General features: G+C 65.7%; 18 protein-coding genes and 1 tRNA gene. 11 read left to right on the plus strand and 8 right to left on the minus strand.

The genetic code is table 11. From position 1 onward, the window contains the following. Positions 1-136: 136 nt before the first annotated feature. The 4 genes from IVB31_RS29420 to IVB31_RS29435 form a co-directional block, all read right to left on the minus strand. Positions 137-212: transfer RNA gene (locus tag IVB31_RS29420), tRNA-Thr, on the minus strand. Positions 213-313: 101 nt separating this feature from the next. Continuing rightward, positions 314-2,074: a heme biosynthesis HemY N-terminal domain-containing protein gene (locus IVB31_RS29425; protein WP_247331128.1), complete on the minus strand. Its 1,761-nt coding sequence runs from the start codon at positions 2,072-2,074 to the stop codon at positions 314-316. A gap of 36 nt (positions 2,075-2,110) precedes the next feature. Further along, complete coding sequence (locus IVB31_RS29430; protein ID WP_247331130.1) at positions 2,111-3,358, minus strand: hypothetical protein; 1,248 nt, start codon at positions 3,356-3,358, stop codon at positions 2,111-2,113. 65 nt (positions 3,359-3,423) lie between these two features. After that, positions 3,424-4,170 (minus strand): uroporphyrinogen-III synthase, encoded by a 747-nt coding sequence (locus tag IVB31_RS29435; RefSeq protein ID WP_247331132.1) that lies wholly within the window; start codon positions 4,168-4,170, stop codon positions 3,424-3,426. Positions 4,171-4,330: 160 nt separating this feature from the next. On the opposite strand from IVB31_RS29435, the gene tsaD reads away from it, so the two are divergent. From tsaD to IVB31_RS29455, 4 genes are all read left to right on the plus strand, one after another. After that, complete coding sequence (tsaD, locus tag IVB31_RS29440; protein WP_247331134.1) at positions 4,331-5,404, plus strand: tRNA (adenosine(37)-N6)-threonylcarbamoyltransferase complex transferase subunit TsaD; 1,074 nt, start codon at positions 4,331-4,333, stop codon at positions 5,402-5,404. A gap of 2 nt (positions 5,405-5,406) precedes the next feature. Then, complete coding sequence (locus IVB31_RS29445) at positions 5,407-6,387, plus strand: NAD(P)H-dependent glycerol-3-phosphate dehydrogenase (RefSeq protein ID WP_247331136.1); 981 nt, start codon at positions 5,407-5,409, stop codon at positions 6,385-6,387. Positions 6,388-6,501: 114 nt separating this feature from the next. Then, positions 6,502-7,617, plus strand: a complete 1,116-nt coding sequence (locus tag IVB31_RS29450) for an alpha/beta hydrolase (protein WP_247331138.1) — start codon at positions 6,502-6,504, stop codon at positions 7,615-7,617. A gap of 103 nt (positions 7,618-7,720) precedes the next feature. Beyond that, a complete protein-coding gene (locus IVB31_RS29455; protein WP_247331140.1) occupies positions 7,721-8,134 on the plus strand; it encodes an EVE domain-containing protein in 414 nt (137 codons plus the stop codon). A gap of 42 nt (positions 8,135-8,176) precedes the next feature. On the opposite strand, the gene IVB31_RS29460 is transcribed toward IVB31_RS29455, so the two are convergent. Then, positions 8,177-9,271: an adenylate/guanylate cyclase domain-containing protein gene (locus tag IVB31_RS29460; RefSeq protein ID WP_247331143.1), complete on the minus strand. Its 1,095-nt coding sequence runs from the start codon at positions 9,269-9,271 to the stop codon at positions 8,177-8,179. Positions 9,272-9,372: 101 nt separating this feature from the next. Between IVB31_RS29460 and IVB31_RS29465 the strand changes: the two genes are divergently transcribed. Next, positions 9,373-9,828 (plus strand): SRPBCC family protein, encoded by a 456-nt coding sequence (locus IVB31_RS29465; protein ID WP_247331145.1) that lies wholly within the window; start codon positions 9,373-9,375, stop codon positions 9,826-9,828. A 12-nt stretch (positions 9,829-9,840) separates the two neighbouring features. On the opposite strand, the gene IVB31_RS29470 is transcribed toward IVB31_RS29465, so the two are convergent. Continuing rightward, positions 9,841-11,010, minus strand: coding sequence for a DNA topoisomerase IB (locus tag IVB31_RS29470; protein WP_247331147.1), 1,170 nt, complete (start codon positions 11,008-11,010; stop codon positions 9,841-9,843). A gap of 411 nt (positions 11,011-11,421) precedes the next feature. Here IVB31_RS29470 and acs point away from each other — a divergent pair, with 411 nt between their 5' ends. Both acs and IVB31_RS29480 read left to right on the plus strand, forming a co-directional pair. Continuing rightward, complete coding sequence (gene acs / locus IVB31_RS29475) at positions 11,422-13,368, plus strand: acetate--CoA ligase (protein ID WP_247331149.1); 1,947 nt, start codon at positions 11,422-11,424, stop codon at positions 13,366-13,368. Positions 13,369-13,790: 422 nt separating this feature from the next. Then, the gene (locus tag IVB31_RS29480) at positions 13,791-14,306 is read left to right on the plus strand and encodes a L,D-transpeptidase (protein WP_247331153.1); all 516 of its coding nucleotides are present in this window, start codon (positions 13,791-13,793) and stop codon (positions 14,304-14,306) included. A 56-nt stretch (positions 14,307-14,362) separates the two neighbouring features. Here IVB31_RS29480 and IVB31_RS29485 read toward each other — a convergent pair whose 3' ends face one another. After that, positions 14,363-14,953 carry a thermonuclease family protein gene (locus IVB31_RS29485; protein WP_247331156.1) on the minus strand — a complete coding sequence of 197 codons (591 nt, stop codon included), beginning with the start codon at positions 14,951-14,953 and terminating at the stop codon, positions 14,363-14,365. Between the two features lie 186 nt (positions 14,954-15,139). Here IVB31_RS29485 and IVB31_RS29490 point away from each other — a divergent pair, with 186 nt between their 5' ends. The 4 genes from IVB31_RS29490 (at position 15,140) to cysN (ending at position 20,891) form a co-directional block, all read left to right on the plus strand. Next, on the plus strand, positions 15,140-16,858 hold the full coding sequence (locus IVB31_RS29490; RefSeq protein WP_247332298.1) for a methyl-accepting chemotaxis protein: 1,719 nt from the start codon (positions 15,140-15,142) through the stop codon (positions 16,856-16,858). A gap of 147 nt (positions 16,859-17,005) precedes the next feature. Next, a complete protein-coding gene (locus IVB31_RS29495) occupies positions 17,006-18,025 on the plus strand; it encodes a sulfotransferase family protein (protein ID WP_247331158.1) in 1,020 nt (339 codons plus the stop codon). Between the two features lie 20 nt (positions 18,026-18,045). Next, positions 18,046-18,996 (plus strand): sulfate adenylyltransferase subunit CysD, encoded by a 951-nt coding sequence (cysD, locus tag IVB31_RS29500; RefSeq protein ID WP_247332300.1) that lies wholly within the window; start codon positions 18,046-18,048, stop codon positions 18,994-18,996. Further along, complete coding sequence (cysN, locus tag IVB31_RS29505; RefSeq protein ID WP_247331160.1) at positions 18,996-20,891, plus strand: sulfate adenylyltransferase subunit CysN; 1,896 nt, start codon at positions 18,996-18,998, stop codon at positions 20,889-20,891. The genes cysD and cysN overlap by 1 nt, the downstream gene beginning before the upstream one ends. Positions 20,892-20,931: 40 nt before the next feature. Here the strand turns inward: cysN and IVB31_RS29510 are convergent, their stop codons facing one another. Then, complete coding sequence (locus IVB31_RS29510) at positions 20,932-21,129, minus strand: DUF1674 domain-containing protein (RefSeq protein WP_247331162.1); 198 nt, start codon at positions 21,127-21,129, stop codon at positions 20,932-20,934. Positions 21,130-21,145 lie beyond the last annotated feature (16 nt).

Genomic DNA, 21,145 nt, shown 5'->3' on the forward strand with positions numbered 1-21,145 from the left:
GGGCAGGCGACTAAGGCACGTGACCAAGGCAGATGACCAAGGCAGGCAGCACGCGGGCGCGAGTAACGGCACGCAGTTGCCGCGAAATCGCGGGCGCAAGCTGTCTCGGAGACTGTCGTCGCTTGGATTAAGGCGCTGGTGCCGCAAGAGGGATTCGAACCCCCGACCCCGTCATTACGAATGACGTGCTCTACCAACTGAGCTATTGCGGCGAACCCTGCCGGGACCAGGCAATGCCGGTCCCGTTTACGCGCGCTCCTGATATCGGGCATGGCCCGAATTGGCAAGGTGGAGCCGGCTTCGAAATGCCACTTCAGCCGCCCCAGCGAGACCAGAATCCGCGCCAGCCACCGGCCTGGGCCTTTGCATGGTCCCTGGGCGTGCCGATTTGTTCCGTAAATTCATCGCTCGGACCCTCGTCATCGATCCCGGGATCATCCGGAGCGCGGACGATCGGGATGACAGCCTGGATCGGCGCCGACGCCGGCTTTCCAAGGTCGGCGCGGGTTCGGAACACCGGCGTTGCCGCGGCCGGCGATGATTCGGCGATCTCGGGGGCCGGTTTGACCGGTTCGGCGGGCGTGACCGCTGGCTCTTCCTCGGCAATTTCCTTCGCCTCAGGGGGTAAATTGTCCTGTGCGGCTTGCACCTGCGCTGGCGCTGTCACGACCGGTTCCGCCGGGCTTTCGCTCGGGGCCGCCGTCACCCGCTTCGGCGGCGGGGCCGCCAGCATCGCTTCCTCAAAGGCCGAGGATTCGATTGTGACGCCCTTGTCGGACGGAAGACTCGCGACCGGCGTCTGCCACTGGAACGCGTCAAGACGGCCGGTGACCGGGGAAACCGGACGCCAGCGGTCGCTGACATAGCCGTCCGCGGTCCAGGCCGGATCGTGGCGGGCGCGCACGGCGCGCAAGGTCCAGGCGCGGGCCCGGCCACCGTCGCCATGCTCGGTGCGCTCGATCTCGGCCATCAGCAGCGCCACGCGCTGGGTCGGATCGTTGACGTAAGGCGCCAGCACCTCGCGCGCACGGGCGAACTCGGACGCATCGATCGCGGCGCGCGCGATCGCGAGCTGGCCCTCGACATGGCCGGCCTTGTCGGCGGGAATCTTGGCGGCGAGCGTCTCCACCCGCTGCAAGCGTTGCCGCGCGGAATCCCCGAGCTTCACATGCGCATAGGCATCCGCGAGATCAGGGTGCGGATTCGCGAGCCAGGCGGCTTCCACCAGCTTCATGGCGCGGCGAACCTGATGCGCCTCGCTCTCGAATTTTGCGGCGAGCACGGCGGCCGGCACCAGCGTCGGCGCGAGCTTGATCGCCTCCATCACGCTCTCGCGCGCGACGTCGCGGTCCACCGTTTCCAATTCCAGCGCGCGTGCGGCAAGCAGCACGCCACGCTGGCGGCGATAGGCCTGCCTGTCGATCAGGCCCGCGGACAGATTTGAATCGAGGATCGCGAGCGCGCCGCTCCAGTCACCGCGCGCGCAGCGAAAGCCAAGCACCGCATGCGAGGCCCAGGTCGAGGACGGCGACAGCTTGATCGCTTCCTCCGCAATCATCACGGCGCCGACCGCATCGTCGGCGCGCTGCGCCTCGATGAACAGGCCGCGCAGGCCGAGCAGGCGCGTGTCCTCGCGCTCGGCCATGACGCGGAAAACGCGTTGCGCCTCGTCGCGATTGCCTTCGAGCTGGGCTGACTGCGCGTGCAGCAGTAGCGCGAGCGGATCGTTTGCGGCCAGCCGCCGCGCGGTATCGGCGTGGCGACGGGCGAGCGCGGTGTCGCCATGGCCGATCGCAAGCAAGCCGTGGGTGATGGCGTGACGGCCGCGGGCGTGACGCTTCTCATGACGACGACGGCGCAGACGCCCCGGCGTACGCCAGGTCATCGTCAGGAGACTCCAGACCAGCACGACGGCCGCGGCAAAGAGGCCAAGCAGGAACACGAACCTGGGCAACGTCGTCGTGGCGCGGAAACCGCCCGCGGTCAGGATGAGGTCGCCGGGCTGGTCGGCAACCCAGGCCGCGCCGGCCGCCGCCAGCGCGATCAGGACGAGGAAGAGGACGATGCGAAGCATGACGATCCCTATACGCGCTGATTGTTGCGCGAACCTTTATTGACCAGGCTTGACGAGTTCCGCCATGGCATCGTCGGCGAATTTGCGGGACGCCGCGAGCGCAGCGTCGCGGGCATCGGCCTTGTCGAGCCAGGCTTGCGCCGGTGCGCGGTCGGCCTCGGGCAGTGTCTTCAGCTCGCGCCGCGCTTCCACGAAATCGTTGCGCAACGCAGCCGCGGTCACCCGCGCGACGATGGCGCCGCGATCATTGCCGACGCCGTCGGTACGCTCGATACGAACGAGTTTTGACGCTCCGGCCTGAAGGCGCTCGACGATGCCGGCATTCGCGGCCGGGGCGTCCGTCGGCGGCGACAGCTTTGGCACGATGTTGAGGAGCTCGCGGCTGAGCGCGACCGGCGTCGGGATGCCTGACGATGCAAAGGTGTCGAGCGGCTTCAGCAACTCGGGCTTTGCTGCCAGCGACCGTGCCGCGGTGAGCTGTGACCCGTAAGCGTCGCCGTGGCGAACGGCGACGTCGAGCAGGGCCGCCGCTACCACATGGCGCAGCGGCTTGTCATCCGCCGTCCTGGCGCCGGCGATCTTCTCGCCCTGCTGCGCGAGCTCGGCCCGTTCAGTCTTGCCGGCGCGCTCGAGCTCCGCGACGCGGTTGGCGAGATCGGAAGACGCCGCGGCATCGCGCGGCGTGGACTTCGTGTCGTTCAACGCGCTTGCGGTCTTGTCGGACTGCGCGCGCAGATTGGCGATGTCGCTGCGCAGGCCGGTTGCGGATTTCTCCAGCGCATCGATCCGCGCCAGCATGGCCGGATCGGCGGCAGGCTTGCCCGCCTTGGCTTCGACCGCGGCAACGCGCCCGCTCAGCGCATCGACCGTTGCGCTCGTGACTTGCGGAGCGGCCGGCGGTGCCTGCACGGCAGGCCAGCCCAGCATCCAGCCGACCGCGATCACAATTGCGGCTGCGACGGCGCCGGAGAACGGAGCGATCACCCAAGGCGAGATCGACGGCGATACGGACGCGGACGCAACGGAAGGCCGCTCCTCGGCAGGTTCGGGCTGCGGCTCGGCCTTGGTCTCCTCGAATTTGGCGTCTTCGAACTTGGGCTGCTCATGCGCGGCCTGTTCGGTCGCCGCCTGAGCCTCCGGCTCGCCCGCCACCTCCTGCGGCCGGGTCGAGACTTCGGTTGCCTCGAGGTCGATGGTGGGCGGTGTGCGCTTGGCACGGCCTGACTCGGGAGCCATTCCCAAGTCTTCAGGCTTGTCTACGTCTTCAGGCTTGTCGTCGGCCATCGTGACGGTTCCTCACACTTACATGCCCTAAACGGATCCGATTGCGTCGGATTCGGCCCGACCTCTTACGCCAAACGGGTGCGCAAAGCACGCTCCAAGGTGTCAAATAAGGCATTTTCGTCCGGCGTTGCGGCCACCAGAACCTGCGAGGCACCGGCCTCGCGCAGCACGCCTGCGACCGTCTCGGACAGACAGCATTGTGGGATCGCCAGCGCCGAGATTTCGACACCTTCGCCCCGCGCGGCCTCCAGGAAAGCCCGCGCGCTGCGCCGGGAGTAATGCAGCACCGCCTCGATCCCATGGGCGGCAAAGCTCTCACAGACATCGCGCGGCAACAGCTTGACCGGGGCCATGCGATAGGTCGTCTGCGTGACGACGCTGTATCCTTCGGCGCCCAGCTCACCGCCGAGGTCGCGCGACAGATCCGCACCCGCGAGATAAAGCAGCGTGCTCTTCTTCTTCAAAAGCTTGTCGCGCGCGCTATGCATCACCTTGTCGCGCAAGGACGCGGCATCGCCGCCGGCGACGATCACCTCGGCGAAGCCGGCATCGCGCGCGGCGGCGGCCGTGTGCTCGCCGACTGCAAACAGCGGCAGCTCCAACAGGCCGAGGTCCGGCAATTGCGGCGCGACGGCACGGATCGCATTGGCCGACGTGACGATGACGGCGCCGTACCCCGTTTCGCTCTCGTCATGGAAGGCGACCGGCTCGAATTTGAGCACCGGGGCAAGCAGCACCACATGCCCCCGGGCACGCAGATTTTCCGCCGTCGCCTCATTGTCGGGATGCGGCCGTGTGACAAGAATGGACATCGCTTGGTTCCGGGGCACTGGTGGTGACGCATTCACGAGGAGAGCTGCGCGTGACGATTGCGCAAGCCGACCCCGGAATGCTACCGGACGTACCAGAACTCTGCTTTGCGGATGAGCGCAAGGGGGAAGAGAAGGGCGCAAATTGGATACCAATTCGCCAATGCTGGTACTGGGCATCGAAACCACCTGCGACGAGACCGCCGCGGCCGTGATCGAGCGCGCGCCTGACGGCAGCGGCAGGATCCTGTCCAATATCGTGCGGTCGCAGGTCGAGGAGCATGCGCGCTTCGGTGGCGTGGTGCCGGAGATCGCCGCCCGCGCTCATGTCGACGTGCTCGACGGCATCATCGACCGCGCCATGCACGAGGCCGGCATCGACTACGCCCAGCTCAGCGGTGTTGCGGCGGCCGCAGGGCCTGGACTGATCGGCGGCGTCATCGTCGGGCTGACCACCGCGAAGGCGATCGCGATGGTGCACGATACGCCGTTGGTCGCGGTGAACCATCTCGAAGCGCATGCGCTGACGCCGCGCCTGACCGACGCACTCGATTTTCCCTATTGCCTGTTTCTCGCCTCGGGCGGCCATACCCAGATCGTCGCGGTCACCGGCGTCGGCCAGTATGTGCGGCTCGGCACCACCGTGGACGATGCGATCGGCGAGGCCTTCGACAAGGTCGCGAAGATGCTGGGCCTGCCCTATCCGGGCGGACCGCAAGTCGAGCGCGCGGCAGCAAGCGGCGATCCGGCGCGTTTTGCGTTTCCGCGGCCGATGCAGGGACGCCCCGACGCCAATTTCTCGCTGTCGGGATTGAAGACGGCGGTGCGCAACGAAGCGAGCCGGCTGACTGAGATCACGCCGCAGGACGTCAGCGATCTCTGCGCGAGCTTTCAGGCTGCCGTGCTCGACTCCACCGCCGACCGGTTGAGCGTCGGTCTCAAGCTTTTCCGCGAGCAGTTCGGCGCACCGCGCGCGCTGGTGGCGGCCGGCGGCGTCGCCGCCAACCAGGCGATCCGCGGCGCGCTGCATGACGTTGCGAGGAAAGCCGGGACGCAACTGATCATGCCGCCGCCCGCACTCTGCACCGACAATGGTGCGATGATCGCCTGGGCCGGCGCAGAACGTCTCGCGCTCGGCATGACCGATACGATGGAAGCGCAGCCACGCGCGCGCTGGTCGCTCGATGCGAACGCGACGGCGCCGGCAGGCTACGGCAAGACGCGGGCGGGATATTAGCGATGACCGCATTCCAGTCCGTCGCGGTGATCGGTGCAGGTGCCTGGGGTACGGCACTGGCGACGGTCGCCGCACGCGCAGGGCGGAACGTGACGCTCTGGGCGCGCAATGCCGAGCATGCCACGCGGATTGCATCGACCCGCGACAATCCGCGGCTGCCGGGCGTGCGGCTCGCGCCGGACATTGTCGTGACGAGCGAGCTGGCGGACGCCGCGCGCGCGGACATGCTGCTGATCGCAACGCCGGCGCAGCATCTGCGCAGCGCCGTCAACATGCTGGCCTCGCATCTGACAAAGCCGGTGCCGATCGTCGCCTGCGCCAAGGGCATCGAGCACGGCACCCACAAATTCATGACCGATGTGATCCTTGAAGCTGCACCTCATGCGCGGCCTGCGATCCTGTCGGGCCCGAGCTTCGCCGACGACGTCGCGCGCGGACTGCCGACTGCGGTGACGCTGGCGGCGAAGGACGAGGCGCTCGCGAGCAATCTGGTGCAGGCGCTCGGCTCGGCAACCTTCCGGCCCTATCACACGACAGACGTTCGCGGCGTCGAGATCGGCGGCGCGGCCAAGAATGTGCTGGCGATCGCCGCCGGCATCGTGGTCGGCCGCAACCTCGGCGCTTCCGCGCTCGCCGCGCTGACCACGCGCGGCTTCAGCGAGCTGGCACGGCTCGGCCGTGCGTGCGGCGCGCGCACGGAAACGCTCTCCGGCCTCTCCGGCCTGGGCGATCTCCTGCTGAGCTGTTCGACCGCGCAATCGCGCAATTTCGCTCTGGGGATTGCGCTCGGTCGCGGAGAAGCGGCGCCGGCGGGCAAGCTTGCGGAAGGTGCATTCACTGCGCCGGTGCTGGTCGAGCTCGCGGCCGCGCAAAACGTCGACATGCCGGTCTCGCAAGCCGTGGCCGCCATCCTCACCGGCCAATTGACGATCGACGCCGCGATCGAAGGGCTGCTGACGCGGCCGTTCAAGGCCGAGGAATAGCGGCGCCCTCGCGCCGCAGGTGGCACTTCACGGCCCGTGCACGCTGGTCTAGCCTAGCGGCACACCGCAGGATCCCGGTCCAACAACAATGAAACGGATCCAGGGGAAGAACGCATGCGCAAACCGCATCGCGCGATCGTTTCGATCGCGATCATCACACTCGCTGCCTTGACCTTATCCACCGCTGCGTACAGCCAGGCGGCAATCGCCTATGACGAGCTCGCCAAAAACGAGGCTGCGGCCAACGCCGAGAACGGCAAGCGGATCGCGCCGGTCAAATCAATCACCAATCCCTCCAGTGAGGTCAGCCCAGACATGCAGGCCATGATCGGTGCGCCGTTTCCGCCGCATTTCAATGCGGACCCGAAGACATCAGCGGAGTGGAAAGAGCTGATCGATCGCCGCGCAAAACTGTCGATTGCAGGCATTCCGGCGATGAAGGAAAAGCTCGGCGTCAGGGTCGAGGAGACCAAAATCGCCGGCGTGCACTGCTTCATCGTCACGCCGAACAAGATCCCGCCCGAGAACCGGCGACGGCTTTTGGTCCACGTCCATGGCGGCGGCTACGTGTTCGGACCGGGCGAAGCCGCGCTGCCTGAGGCGATCATGATGGCGGGCTTTGGCGGCTTCAAGGTGATCTCGGTCGACTACCGGATGCCGCCCGACTTCCCCTATCCCGCCGCGATGGACGATGCGATGGCGGTGTGGAAGGAGGTCACCAGGACGAACGATTCGCGACGGATGGCGATCTTCGGCACGTCGACGGGCGGCGCGATGACGCTGGCGATGGTGTTGCGGGCCAGGGACGAGAAGCTGCAGATGCCGGCGGCGATCGCACCGGGCACGCCATGGTCCGATATCGACAAGGTCGGCGACACCTATGCCAGCAACGAGTGGGTCGACAACGTGCTGGTGACCTGGGACGGCTGGCTCGGCCGCGCCGCTAAGCTCTACGCCAACGGGACGGACCTGAAGAATCCCTACATCTCGCCGATCTATGGGGACTTCAAAGGCTTCCCGCCGACCATCCTGACCTCGGGCACGCGCGATCTGTTCCTCAGCAACACCGTTCGCACGCATCGCAAATTGCGTCGCGCCGGCGTGGTTGCCGATCTCAACGTCTATGAGGGTCAGTCCCACGCGCAGTATCAGTTCAACATCAATGCGCCGGAGACAAAGGAAGCCTTCACCGATATCGCTAAGTTCTTCGATCGACACCTGAAGGAGTGAGTGTTGCGTTTGATAACGGACGCCCGCGCTTGTCGCGGGCAACGACGTGCCCTAAACATCGCGGCGCGGGAGATGGCGCATCCCGGAATGAGGTGAGTTTGCGATGAACTACTGGCTGGTGAAATCCGAACCGTCGGTGTGGTCCTGGGACCAGCAGGTCGCGAAGGGCGCCAAGGGTGAAGCCTGGACCGGCGTGCGCAATTACACCGCGCGCATAAATCTCGTGAACATGAAGAAGGGCGACAAGGCGTTCTTCTATCATTCCAACGAGGGCAAGGAGATCGTCGGCATCGCCGAGATCATCAAGGAAGCCTACCCCGACCCGACCGACAAAACCGAAAAGTTCGTCTGCGTCGACATCAAGGCCGACAAGCCCTTGAAGACGCCGGTGACGATGGCCGCGATCAAGGCCGAGAAAAAGCTCGCGGACATGGCACTCGTCAAATATTCGCGCCTGTCGGTGCAGCCGGTGACGGCCGAGGAATGGAAGATGGTCTGCAAGATGGGTGGGGTTTAGCTGTAGGTGCTGTAGCCCGGACGAAGCGAAGCGCAATCCCGGCTACGGTATCCGAGCTTGCGTCTGCGGCAACGCGAACACCTCACATGGCGAAGCAATGCCGCGCAGCGAATGCGACCCGAGCGCGACCAGTGGCATGTCGGTCTCGGCGGCGAGCGCGCCCGACACCAGCACGGTCCTGCCGAGCGGCTTGCACAGTCCTTCCAGCCTGCTCACCAGATTGACGGCAGGACCGATCGCAGTGAAATCCAGCCGGTTGGCGGCGCCGATATTGCCCCACAGCATCTCGCCGAGATGCAGTGCCGCACCGAACGCGAGCGGCGGCAGCCCCTGAGCACGGCGCTCCGCATTGAGATACGCCATCCCGGCCTCGGCCGCGCCTGCGGCACGCAGAGCCGCATCGCATGCACGGCGCGGTGATGCCTCGACCACCGGGAAGATCGCGAGCACGCCGTCGCCGATGAATTTCAGCACCTCGCCGCCAAAGGCGTGGACCGCGCCGGCGATGCGATCGAACCAGGCATCGAGCGCCGCAATGACGTCCGCCGGCGGACTGGTGTCAGACAGGGACGTGAAGTTGCGCAGATCCGCGTAGAGCAACGCGGCCTGAATGGTCTCACCGAGATCGCGCCGCAGCGGTGCCGCCAGCACCCGCTCCGCGCTGCGCTTGCCGAGATAGGCATCCAGCGTCGCCCGCAACGTCGCGCGCGCGGCGAGCACGGCAAGCGGTGTCGCGGCGAAGCGGGCGGCCTGGCGCAATTGCTCGATTTCGTCGGGGGTGAACGGGCGCGGCCCGATCCAGCCCAGCAATGGTCCATCGCTCCTGCCGACGAGGTCTTCGTGCGCCTCGCCATCCGCGATATCGCGGAGCCAGCGGCGGCCGGCATCGTTGGGCGGATCGGGCGCAAGACCGCCTGGTGCAAAGCCGAGCGCTTCGATCACCCGGCCGTTGTCCGCGCGCCACAGCCAGGTCCGCTTCGCGATCAGCGGATGCGGCACCTCAAGCGTCAGGCTGCCTGCCGCAAGCGGCACGCCGTCGGCGACCAGATGCGCGCCGAGATCCGCAAGCAGGCGGTCCGCCCCGGCCCTATCGGCGGCGGCATCGACGAGCCAGGAGAGCGTCGGGGAAAGATGCATGGCGCGATCATGACGAAGGCGGGCCGTCTTTGTCACGGGCAATCCTTGACGGGCCGCTTTGCGGCCGCCATGTCCCAATGTCAGTCCAGGGATGTTCGCCGATGACCGAGCCCTTCGTAGTGCGACGCGAGACCCAGATCGCCGCCCCGCGCGCCACCGTCTTCGCCTATTTGACCGATCCGGAGAAAATCCTGAGCTGGATGGGCTCGGACGCGACCACGGAGCCGCATCCCGGCGGGCTCTATCTGCTCAAAGGCATCGGCCCCCGCGCGGGCGTCGCCCGCGGCGCCTTCCGCGAGGTCGTGCCGGTGCATCGTCTGGCCTACACGTTCGGCTGGGACGGCGGCCAGGAAGTGCCGCCCGGCTCGAGCTTGATCGAAATCGACCTGATCGAGCGCGACGGCGGCACGCTGCTGCGCATGACCCATAGCGGGCTGCCGACCGAGGAGCAGGCGGCCGCGCACGCGAAGGGGTGGGGTCATTATCTGGGACGGCTCACGACCGCAGCCGCGGGCAGTGATCCGGGTCCGGACAAGGGTGTTTCAGACAAGACGTAGCGATGCGGCCTGTCAGACCGCCGCGGTCGCCACCACCTGCTGCAAAAGCTGCTCGCGCCGGGCCTGCGAACGCTGGCCCTTCATGGTCGCGGCGAAGCGTTCGAGGATGCCGTCCTCGAAGGCGGTGACGATGGTGTCGTGGACATAGCTCTTGCGGCAGATCGCCGGCGTGTTGGAGAGCTGGTCGGCGGCGGCGCGGATCGCCTCCAGCACCTGCTTCTTGCGGCCGCGCTGGCTGACGGCCGGCGTGATCCGCGATAGCGATTCCACCACGACGGCGGAGGCCATCAGGGTGCGAAAATCCTTGAGCGAAATCTTGATACCGGCGATCTCGCGCAAAAAGGCGTTCACCTGCGTGGTGCTGACCGCACGCACGATGCCGTAGGCATCGCGATACTGGAACATGCGCTTGCCGGGGACTCCCTGCAAAATGCCGATGGCGCGCACCAGCTTGGCCGCGTCACATTCTTTCCGCACCGCCTTGCCACCCTTCGCCTTGAAGGTGAGCACGAAGGAATCGTCTTCCAGCGTGACGTTGGACTTCAGCAGCGTGGTCGCACCGCGGGTGCCGTTGAGGCGGGCATAGGATTCATTGCCGGGGCGGATCGCGGTGCGCGCGATCAGCTCGATCACGGCCGAGAGCGCGAATTCGCGCGTCGGCTCCTCGCCCGACAGGAACGCCGAGACCTTGCGCCGGATCTTTGGCAGCGCGCCGACGAGCTTTTCCAGGCGATGCGCCTTGCGGTGCTCGCGAACCTTCTCCCAGTCGGCGTGATAGCGATATTGCAGCCGGCCCGCGGCATCGCGTCCCACCGCCTGGAGATGCGAGCTCGGATCGGCCGAGTAGCGGACTTCGCGATAGGCCGGCGGCACCGCCATGGCGTGCAGCCGACGGATGGTGCGGGCGTCGCGGATATGGACGCCGTTGGGACGAACGAAGGAATAGCCCTTGCCGCGCCTGATGCGGCGGATCTTCAGCTCGTTCTGGTCGCCGAGCCGCAGGCCCAGCTCCTTGGCCAGCTCCTCGACGGCGGCCGGGGAAGCTGAATCAAAGACCTTTTTCGGGCTGGGACGGGTGGAACCGGCCGGTTTCGGCCATTGTCCGAGGGCTTTGGCCAGCGCAATGGCCGCAGGATCGGCTGAAGCGGGCCGTATCGTCCCGGGATTCTGCTGATCCATCATAGTCTTAAGCCTTAGCCCTGTCTGTTATCGGTCAATGCCGCTGTTCTGATTTTTGTTCCAAGGGTCTCTTGGACGGTCTCTTGGGACCCGGGTTAGCCACTTAGGGTGTTCCGAACGGCATTGCGAGTCCCGAATCGGTGAGGTGCGGTTGCTGAATACCTCCGGTAGGTGCATGGGGCTCTGCGGCGGCCTGTTCCGAGGATCTGCGTAAAGGCCCGAAAGCCACCCCCCGGCCTGTTTGATATCTGCGAAAGTCCGGCCCGGTGGCCTTGATCCTTCGCATGGCCGGGCGCTCGCCGAAGGTCCAGCTTGTGCACCTTGTCGGGTCCGGTTAGCCCGACGCATAATCGTTCAACGATCAAGTCGGCTTGTCAGTGGCCTGTGCTCGGCTTGCCGTATGTGGAGGGAAACATGTCCGAGAAGATTTACGACGTCCCCGCGGAATGGGCCAAGCGCGCCTGGGTCGACCAGGCCAAGTACAAGGACATGTACGCCCGCTCGATCTCGGACCCGAACGGCTTCTGGGCGGAGCAGGCCAAGCGCATCGACTGGATGCACGCGCCGACGAAAATCGAGAACGTCTCGTTCGCGCCCGGCAACATCTCGATCAAATGGTTCGAGGACGGAATCCTCAACGTCGCCCATAACTGTATCGACCGGCATCTTCACAAGCGTGCCAACCAGACGGCGATCATCTGGGAAGGCGACGATCCCTCGCAGTCCAGGCACATCACCTACAAGGAGCTGCACGACGAGGTCTGCCGGATGGCCAACATCCTGCGCACCCGCAACGTCAAGAAGGGCGACCGCGTCACCATCTATTTGCCGATGATTCCGGAAGCGGCCTACGCCATGCTGGCCTGCGCGCGGATCGGCGCGGTCCATTCCGTGGTGTTCGCCGGCTTCTCGCCGGACAGCCTCGCCCAGCGCATCAACGACTGCCAGTCCAAGGTGATCATCACCGCGGACGAGGGCCTGCGCGGCGGCAAGAGGGTGCCGCTGAAGGCCAATGTCGACGCGGCGCTCGCCAAGGCCGACGGCGTCGACTGGGTGGTCGTGGTCAAGCGCACCGGCGGCAAGATCGACATGAACCCGACCCGCGACCTCTGGTATCACGACGCGGCCGCGATGGTGACGACGGAATGCCCGGTCGAGCACATGCACGCCGAAGATCCGCTGTTCATCCTCTACACCTCGGGCTCGACCGGCCAGCCGAAGGGCGTGCTGCACACCTCCGCCGGCTATCTCGTGTTCGCCGCGATGACGCATCAATATGTCTTCGACTATCACGACGGCGACATCTACTGGTGCACCGCCGATGTCGGCTGGGTCACCGGCCACAGCTACATTCTCTACGGACCGCTCGCCAACGGCGCGACCACGCTGATGTTCGAAGGTGTGCCGAATTACCCGGATAATTCGCGGTTCTGGAACGTCATCGACAAGCACAAGGTCAACATCTTCTACACCGCCCCGACCGCGATCCGCGCGCTGATGCAGTTCGGCGACGAGCCGGTGAAGAAGACCTCGCGCGCCTCGCTTCGGCTACTCGGCTCGGTCGGCGAGCCCATCAATCCGGAAGCCTGGGAGTGGTACCACCGCGTCGTCGGCGACGACCGCTGCCCGATCGTCGACACCTGGTGGCAGACCGAGACCGGCGGCATCCTGATCACGCCGCTGCCGGGGGCGACCAAGCTGAAGCCGGGCTCGGCGACGCAGCCATTCTTCGGCGTGGTGCCAGAGATCGTCGATGCCGACGGCAAGGTGCTGGAGGGCGAGACATCGGGCAATCTGTGCCTGACGCGATCATGGCCGGGCCAGATGCGCACGGTCTATGGCGATCACGCCCGCTTCGAGCAGACCTATTTCTCGACCTACAAGGGCAAATACTTCACCGGCGACGGCTGCCGCCGCGATGCCGACGGTTACTACTGGATCACCGGCCGCGTCGACGACGTCATCAACGTCTCCGGCCACCGCATGGGCACGGCCGAAGTCGAGAGCGCGCTGGTCGCGCATGAGAAGGTGTCGGAAGCCGCTGTGGTTGGTTACCCGCACGACATCAAGGGCCAGGGCATCTACGCCTATGTCACCTTGATGGCCGGCGTCGAGCCGAGCGACGAACTGCGCAAGGAGCTCGTCACCTGGGTGCGCAAGGAGATCGGTCCGATCGCCGCGCCCGACCAGATCCAGTTCTCGCCCGGCCTGCCCAAGACCCGCTCGGGCAAGATCATGCGCCGGATCCTGCGCAAGATCGCCGAGGACGAACCGGGCAGCCTCGGCGACACCTCGACGCTGGCCGATCCGGCCGTGGTCGACGACCTCGTCAAGAACCGGCAGAACAAGAAGTCGGCGTAAGCACCGATCTCGTGCCCCGGACGCAGCGCAGCGCGTACTTCGCGGTGCGCTGCAGAGCCGGGGCCCATGCCTCGACCCGCAAAGAAACTGGGTCCCGGCTCTGCATCGCGTCACTTCGTGCCGCGCCGCGTCCGGGACACGGAGCGACCCACTTCGCAACCGGCCCCCAGACAACCGCCGTTCACACGCTCACGCATTCGTCAGGCCGCACCCCCGCGCCTGCGCATCTTTCCCGCCGAGTGTTGTTTTCAGGTCATTTACTTTGTTTCGAACATTTCCTTTGTTCCCCCTGCTGGCTGGCCCTTGGCGGCCGTGCGTGGAAACCATCCGGTTAACAGGCGCGGTTAAGAATGTCGGGTGAGCCTGCGATTGCCGGGTTCTGCGTAATTTTTGGACGATCCGTTCGGGCAAGGGGAAAATCGATGTCGATGAGGATTGCAGTGGCGCTGGCCGCCACCATCGGGGCGGGGATCATGATGTCGACGGCGGCCCAGGCGCGGCCGGAAATGGTTGGGACCCACCTGGCCGACTATTCGCCGGGCACGATCGTGGTCAAAACCAACGAGCGTCGGCTCTATCTCGTCCTCGATAACGGCCACGCCGTGCGCTATCCGGTCGGCGTCGGCAAGTCCGGCAAGCAGTGGGCCGGCACCACCCGCATCGACGGCAAATACCGCAATCCGGCCTGGTCGCCGCCTGCCGAGGTGAAGCGCGACAAGCCGAGCATCCCCGACGTCATTCCAGGCGGCTCGCCGCGCAATCCGATGGGCGTCGCGGCGATGACGCTGTCCGGTGGCGAATATGCCATCCACGGCACCAATGTGCCGGGCTCGGTCGGCGGCTTCGTCTCCTATGGCTGCATCCGCATGCTCAACGACGACATCACCGACCTCTACAGCCGGGTCTCGGTTGGCACGACGGTGGTCGTGACGCGCTAAGCGCCGAGTTCAAAGCAGGACAAACAAGAGCCGCGTCCATCGACGCGGCTTTTTTGTTACCAGAAGCGCCAGCTTCGCGCGCACCAGCCGTCGCGATGGCCGCCATTGTAGCTCCGCGCGTAACCGCCGGCGAGCAACGCCGCCGAAACGTTGGTAGTTTGCTTGGTCGCGACGTCGGCGAGAACGCGACCATATTTGTCGGGGCCAAGATTGCTGATCGTCACGCCGCCCTGGCCGAGCAGATCGCGCAACGCGCGGGCCGCGGCTTCGGCCTTGTCCAGCTCCTCCTGGCACGATGCTTTCATCTCGGGTGCGTCGATGCCGCGCAGGCGAACGCGCACGACGAGATCGCGGCCGTCGCGCTGACGCATGCGCGCGAGAAAAGTGTCGCCGTCGATGGTGCGAACGACGTCGACCGGCTCGCGACGGTCGGGATGACCGCCCTGCTGGAGCACGATCTCCGCGTCCCGCGTGCGGCCGCCATCCGCACGTGGAACCGTCCAGTTCGTCCCGTGCCGGAAGATGAGCACGGCCGCCAGCGCAACGCCGACCACGAACATCCACGGCAACAACCCGGAGAAGCGACGGCCGAACGGCGAGCCGCCGAACTGCGGCCGAGGGACATCGGGGCGATCCTGGAAACGCATCACCTCACGCTAGGGCTGAGTCGGGGGAACCGGCAAGCATGCAGTTCCACCCACCGACGTGCCAACGCGTGGAACCGACGCAGACGTTTCCGCAGCGTCAACCGTAGTTTTACGACCCGCGAATCTTACGCAATTCTCAATCATTGGTTGCGTATACCTGCTATACGACAACGCGAGGAGACGGCCGTGGGTTTGTTTGGTTTTCGTATTGGGACGAAGCTCGGCATCATTGCAGGCGTCAGCGTCCTGCTGGTCGGAGGCATCCTCACCAACCAGATGCTCGGCAACCAATCGATTACGGAATCCAATCGCCTGGTCATCGTCAACTATCTCAACAAGGGCAATGCACAGACGGCGCAGACCGCGATGGCGCGCGCACAGCTTGCCGCTTTCGAGATCGGTATTGCACCGTCAGCCGGCGAGATCGACAAGTTTCTCGAGACTCTTCGCACCCATGCAACTGAAGCCGGTGCTGAAATAGACACCGCAAGGGAACGGGCGACGCGGAAGGTCACGCAGGACGCCTACCGTGAAACCAGAAAATTCGTCGATGCCTATCTGACCAGCGCCGTCGAACTGGCGGCGGTGCAGAAGGCCGTGATTGGCGCTCCCGCCGGCACCGCGAAAGCCGCGGCCGAAGCCACGCGGACGAGCATTCTCGAAGAGCATATGCGCCCCGCGGCCCGGGAAGTCAGCAAACGCATCGACGATCTGGTGGCTGTCGCCAACGAATTCGCGGCGCGGCGCAAGGGGGAGCTGCTGGTCGAGCTGGACCGCGTTGCCAGCTTCGCGTTGGTCGTCGGCATCTTCGTCATGGTGATGCTGATCGGTTCGGCGGTCTTCTCGGTGTTGAACATCGCCCGCCCGATCCGGCGCATCGGCGAGGTACTCTTGCAACTGGCAAGCGGCAACAAGGCCATCGAGATTCCCTACGTCGACCGCGGCGATGAAGTCGGCGACAACGCGCGCGCGGCGAAGACCTTCAAGGAAAATCTAATCCGCATCGAGCAGATGGAAGCGGAGCAGAAAGTTCAGGAAATAGCTGCCGCCGCACGGCGGAAGGAAGAGATGACCGAGCTCGCTGCCGCGTTCGAGGCTGCGGTCGGCGGGATCATCAACTCCGTATCTTCGGCGTCCCAACAGCTCGAAGGCGCCGCCGGCACCCTGTCGGGAACCGCCGAAGAGACCCAGGAGCTTTCCGGCATGGTCGCTGCGGCTTCGGAAGAGGCATCCGCCAACGTCGGAGCCGTCGCGTCCGCCGCCGAGGAGATGAGCACGTCGGTGGTCGAGATCGGCCGGCAGGTGCATGACTCCAGCCGAATCGCCGGCGAGGCCGTGCTGCAGGCGGAGCGCACCGACGTACGGATCAACGAACTGCTCAAGGCCGCGGGCCGGATCGGCGATGTCGTCAAGCTGATCACGGCGATCGCGGAGCAGACCAACCTTCTGGCCCTGAACGCCACGATCGAGGCGGCCCGCGCCGGCGAATCGGGCCGGGGCTTCGCAGTGGTGGCGAGTGAGGTCAAGGCACTCGCGGCACAGACCGCGCGAGCCACCGAGGAAATCGGCGCGCAGATCGCCGGCATGCAAAGGGCGACCGAAGATTCAGTCGGCGCGATCAAGGAGATCGGCGCGACCATTGCGCGGATTTCCGACATTTCGACAACCATCGCCGCCACCGTCGAAGAGCAGGGAGCTGCGACCGCCGAAATCGCACGCAACGTCAGCGAGGCCGCGAAAGGAACGGTCGAGGTGGCGGAGAAGATTGCTCAGGTCAGTCATGGCGCCAGCGCGACCGGCACAGCATCCGCAGAGGTGCTGTCCTCGGCCCGCTCGCTGTCCCGCGAAAGCGGCCTGCTGAAGGAGGAAGTCGCGAAGTTCCTCAGCACCGTGCGCGCCGCGTGATGATGACACTACAACGCGCGCCCTCGTATGCCCGCTCACATGCGGAACACCGGGTTTGCCCGGGTTTGACCCCTACCGAAAGCAACTGTAGGCTGTAATACTACGGCAAACAACCTGGTTTGCGGAGCCTGCAGCGGAGCTTTCGACATGAACTTCGACGCGACTTCCATCGATTCGTTCGAACGCATCGCCGATCTGGTTCGGCAACAGCACAAGTCTCTCGACACCATGCAGCTTTCGCCAGTTGGCGAATTCCAAACCAGAACCGTCACCCTCGAAATCCTGATGCGCGAAGTCACGAATAGCCTTGCCGCCGCTTTTCGGCATCGTCCGGCGCAAGACTTTCCGATGCTCTATTTCGCATGCGGCAAGGCCCGGGTCGGATCGACGGCCCTGAGCAACCTGTTCGGCATGGCGGGGATGCCCTCATACTATCAGCCGCTGAAGGCCATGCTGCGCGACGCGCTCGTCAGCCGCGCGCCGATGCCCTGGATCATCCCATCGGCGACCAATGAGCCGCGCATCTTCAGCAAGGAAACGATCGGGCCCTACGTACTCGCCGAGAGCTTGTTCAACCCGCTGCAGCTCTTGATCGAGGCGGGCTACCCACCGCACCGGCTGCATCTCATCATGCTCGATCGCGAGCCGGCGAGTGCGTTGGCCTCATGGCTCGAGAAGCTGATCTCGCGCGCGTCGGAAGCGACATTGCTCCAGCATTATGTCATCGCTGCGCTGAGCGCGGCCCGGGTGGCGGACTACGCCCGACAACAGGGCGTCCCCGTCACTCACTATGTCTATGAGGTCAGCAAGGAGGCCGCATCGTCGGTTCGCGTCCTGTTCGACCGCCTGGGCCTGTCGGAGAGCTTTACCGAGAGCGCCGTGACGTCATGGCGAAAGCCCGGACAAACGCAGATGAACAATGCGCGTGTCATCTTCCCGACCGAAGCGACGATTTACAAGGTGCCCAACCTGCACACCTCCGATAGCGCCTATCGCTATCAGCACCGCGCGACGGCGTCGGTCAGCGCATTCCAGCTGGACGTCCTGGAGCGCTGCGGCGTCAACGCTGCCTATCGTGCCTCGGTCGCGGCCTGTGTTGGCGATCTCGACCTGAGTGCGTCGACGTCGGCGCATTTGTTCGGTGACTGGTTCGCCGCGGCCGCGTGATCCCCATGCTGGACATTCCCATGATAGCCGAGCCTGCTGTTTCCGAACGGGCTGACGGCAAACCGCCGAGCGCTGCCGTCAGCCATCTTCGACGGCTGGAGGCGGAAAGCATCCACATCCTGCGGGAGACGGCGGCCGAGTTCCGCAAGCCGGTGATGCTATATTCCATCGGCAAGGACTCCTCCGTGCTGCTGCATCTGGCGATGAAGGCATTTCATCCCGGCAAGCCGCCGTTTCCGCTGCTGCACGTCGATACGACCTGGAAATTCCGCGAGATGATCGCATTTCGCGACCAGCGCGCGCGCGATCTCGGTCTCGACCTGATCGTCCATACCAACACTGAGGGATTGAGCCAGGGCATCGATCCCTTCACCCACGGCTCGGCGCGTTACACCGACGTCATGAAAACGCAGGCATTGCGCCAGGCGCTCGACCTCCACGGCTTCGACGCCGCGATCGGAGGGGCGCGGCGCGACGAGGAGAAGTCGCGCGCCAAGGAGCGCGTGTTCTCGCACCGGAGTGCTGCACATCGCTGGGATCCGAAGAACCAGCGGCCGGAGCTGTGGAGCCTCTACAACACGATGCTCGCGCCTGGCGAGAGCATGCGGGTGTTTCCGCTGTCGAACTGGACCGAGCTCGACGTCTGGGACTACATCCTGCTCGAGGACATCCCGATCGTTCCGCTCTATCTGGCCGCGAAGCGCCCGGTGGTCGAGCGCGACGGCGCGCTGATCATGGTGGACGACCAGCGGATGCCGCTGCTTGCAGGTGAAGAGCCGCGATGGCGCTCCGTCAGGTTTCGCACTCTGGGCTGCTATCCCCTCAGCGGCGCGACGATCTCGACGGCGGCAACACTGCCCGAGATCGTGCGGGAGATGATGGCGTCACGTACCTCCGAACGGCAGGGACGCATGATCGACCGGGACAGTCCGGCATCGATGGAGCGCAAGAAAGCGGAAGGCTACTTCTGATGTCCTATCACGAGGCCCCCACGATCGCCGCAACCGACGTGCCGCGGCTCGAACAGGACGATCGTCCGACGCTACGTTTCGTCACCTGCGGCAGCGTCGACGACGGCAAGAGCACACTGGTCGGCCGCCTACTCTACGATTCCAAGACGCTGCTCGACGACCAGCTCGACGCGCTCGCCTCCGAAAGCAAAACGGTGGGCACCACCGGCGGCGATCTCGATTTTGCGCTGCTGGTCGACGGTTTGCAGGCCGAACGCGAGCAGGGCATCACGATCGACGTCGCCTACCGGTTCTTCGCCACGAAGCTGCGCCGCTTCATTGTCGCCGACACGCCCGGGCATGCGCAGTATACGCGCAACATGGCCACCGGCGCCTCCAATGCCGATCTTGCCGTGGTGCTGGTCGACGCCCGCAAGGGCGTGATCACGCAGACGCGGCGCCACAGCCACATCCTGTCGCTGCTCGGCGTCCGCCACGTCGTGCTCGCCGTGAACAAGATGGATCTGATCGACTTCGACGGGGATCGCTTTGCGGCCATCACCGCCGAATATCTCACCATGGCCGGACAGCTCGGGATCTCGCAGGTCCAGTGCATCCCGGTCGTTGCGCCCGACGGCGACAACATCGTCGCCGCGAGCGCGCGGATACCCTGGTACACCGGGCCGACCGTCACGGCCTATCTGGAATCGGTGGACGTTGCCGGCGACGTCTCGCAGCGGCCGTTCCGGTTGCCCGTGCAATGGGTCAACCGGCCTCATGCGGAGTTTCGCGGCTTCTGCGGGCGGATCGCCAGCGGAACGATCGCGACCGGCGAGACCATCGCCGTGCAGCCGTCGGGCCGTCGCACGCAAGTCGCGCGGATTCTCACGCCCGGCGGCGAGCGCGACCGGGCTCTGGCGGGCGAATCGGTAACGTTGACTTTGGCGGACGAGATCGACGTCAGCCGCGGCGACGTGCTGACGGCAGGATCTGCGCCGCAGGTCTCGGATCAATTGGCCGCCCATCTCGTCTGGTTCGACGACGAGGCCATGGTCGCGGGCCGCCGCTATGTCCTCAAATGCGGCGCAGCCTCGACCGGCACGGTGATCACGACGCTCAAGCACCGCATCGCCATCGACACCATGGCGCAGGAAAGCGCCGCCACGCTCGAGGCCAACCAGATCGGCTACGTCCATCTCAGCCTCGATCGCCCGCTGGTGTTCGAGGCCTATCGCGATGACCGCGACATGGGCAGCTTCATTCTCGTCGACCCGATCAGTCACCGCACGGCTGCCGCGGGAATGATCGACCTCTCGCTCCGCCGCGCCACCAACATTCATTGGCAGCAGCTTGCCGTCGACAAACCCGTGCGGGCGCGGCTGAAGCAGCAGCGGCCCTGCGTGCTCTGGTTCACGGGGCTGAGCGGTGCCGGCAAGTCCACGATCGCCGATCTCGTCGACCGCAGGCTGGCCGAGCTCGGGCGCCATGCCGCGCTGCTCGACGGCGACAATCTCCGCCACGGTATCAACCGCGACCTCGGCTTTTCCAACGCGGAGAGGACGGAGAACGTCCGGCGCGTCGCGGAAATCGCGGCGCTGTTCGTCGATGCCGGCATGATCGCGCTGGTCGCGCTGATCTCACCGTTCCGCAACGAGCGCGAGCTGGCGCGCCAGCGGGTCGAGGCGGGCGAGTTCATCGAGATCCATGTCGCGACCCCGATCGCCGAATGCGAGCGCCGCGATCCGAAGGGTCTCTATCGCAAGGCACGGGCGGGGGAACTGAAGGGTTTCACCGGCATCGATGATCCCTATGAGGCACCGCAGGCGCCGGAGATCACCGTCGACACGTCGGAACTGTCGACCGACGCAGCCTGCGAGCGCATCATCCGCTATCTCCGGGAGCACGATTATCTGTAGCGGCCGGGCCCGGCATCATCCGGCCGATCCGGCCCGGATCTCAGAAGTCGGAAGCGATGCCCTTGCGCTCCCAATCGCCATAGCGGGTCGGCTCGGGTCCCTTCGGCCCCTGCAACTCCTTCGGCGCCGCCTCGGAATGGGCGGCAGCAGCCTGCCGGCGCGCCTCGGCCTCGGCCAGCGCGCGCTGGGCGGCCGGCGGGAGCTGCTTGCGGTCAGGTACGGGAGGCAGGTCACTCATCGTTGGCTTTCTAGCG

It is taken from the genome of Bradyrhizobium sp. 21, from assembly GCF_023073335.1.
Classification (GTDB): Bacteria; Pseudomonadota; Alphaproteobacteria; order Rhizobiales; family Xanthobacteraceae; genus Bradyrhizobium.

Bases quoted from the DNA above. Each gene is read 5' to 3' on its own strand.
- IVB31_RS29495 (WP_247331158.1), top strand. From the start codon at position 17,006: ATGAACTTCGACGCGACTTCCATCGATTCGTTCGAACGCATCGCCGAT.
- IVB31_RS29470 (WP_247331147.1), bottom strand. From the start codon at position 11,010: ATGATGGATCAGCAGAATCCCGGGACGATACGGCCCGCTTCAGCCGAT.
- tsaD (WP_247331134.1), top strand. From the start codon at position 4,331: ATGCTGGTACTGGGCATCGAAACCACCTGCGACGAGACCGCCGCGGCC.
- IVB31_RS29435 (WP_247331132.1), bottom strand. From the start codon at position 4,170: ATGTCCATTCTTGTCACACGGCCGCATCCCGACAATGAGGCGACGGCG.
- IVB31_RS29485 (WP_247331156.1), bottom strand. From the start codon at position 14,953: ATGCGTTTCCAGGATCGCCCCGATGTCCCTCGGCCGCAGTTCGGCGGC.
- IVB31_RS29455 (WP_247331140.1), top strand. From the start codon at position 7,721: ATGAACTACTGGCTGGTGAAATCCGAACCGTCGGTGTGGTCCTGGGAC.
- IVB31_RS29445 (WP_247331136.1), top strand. From the start codon at position 5,407: ATGACCGCATTCCAGTCCGTCGCGGTGATCGGTGCAGGTGCCTGGGGT.
- IVB31_RS29480 (WP_247331153.1), top strand. From the start codon at position 13,791: ATGTCGATGAGGATTGCAGTGGCGCTGGCCGCCACCATCGGGGCGGGG.
- cysN (WP_247331160.1), top strand. From the start codon at position 18,996: ATGTCCTATCACGAGGCCCCCACGATCGCCGCAACCGACGTGCCGCGG.
- IVB31_RS29460 (WP_247331143.1), bottom strand. From the start codon at position 9,271: ATGCATCTTTCCCCGACGCTCTCCTGGCTCGTCGATGCCGCCGCCGAT.
- IVB31_RS29465 (WP_247331145.1), top strand. From the start codon at position 9,373: ATGACCGAGCCCTTCGTAGTGCGACGCGAGACCCAGATCGCCGCCCCG.
- IVB31_RS29425 (WP_247331128.1), bottom strand. From the start codon at position 2,074: ATGCTTCGCATCGTCCTCTTCCTCGTCCTGATCGCGCTGGCGGCGGCC.
- IVB31_RS29510 (WP_247331162.1), bottom strand. From the start codon at position 21,129: ATGAGTGACCTGCCTCCCGTACCTGACCGCAAGCAGCTCCCGCCGGCC.
- acs (WP_247331149.1), top strand. From the start codon at position 11,422: ATGTCCGAGAAGATTTACGACGTCCCCGCGGAATGGGCCAAGCGCGCC.
- cysD (WP_247332300.1), top strand. From the start codon at position 18,046: ATGATAGCCGAGCCTGCTGTTTCCGAACGGGCTGACGGCAAACCGCCG.
- IVB31_RS29450 (WP_247331138.1), top strand. From the start codon at position 6,502: ATGCGCAAACCGCATCGCGCGATCGTTTCGATCGCGATCATCACACTC.
- IVB31_RS29430 (WP_247331130.1), bottom strand. From the start codon at position 3,358: ATGGCCGACGACAAGCCTGAAGACGTAGACAAGCCTGAAGACTTGGGA.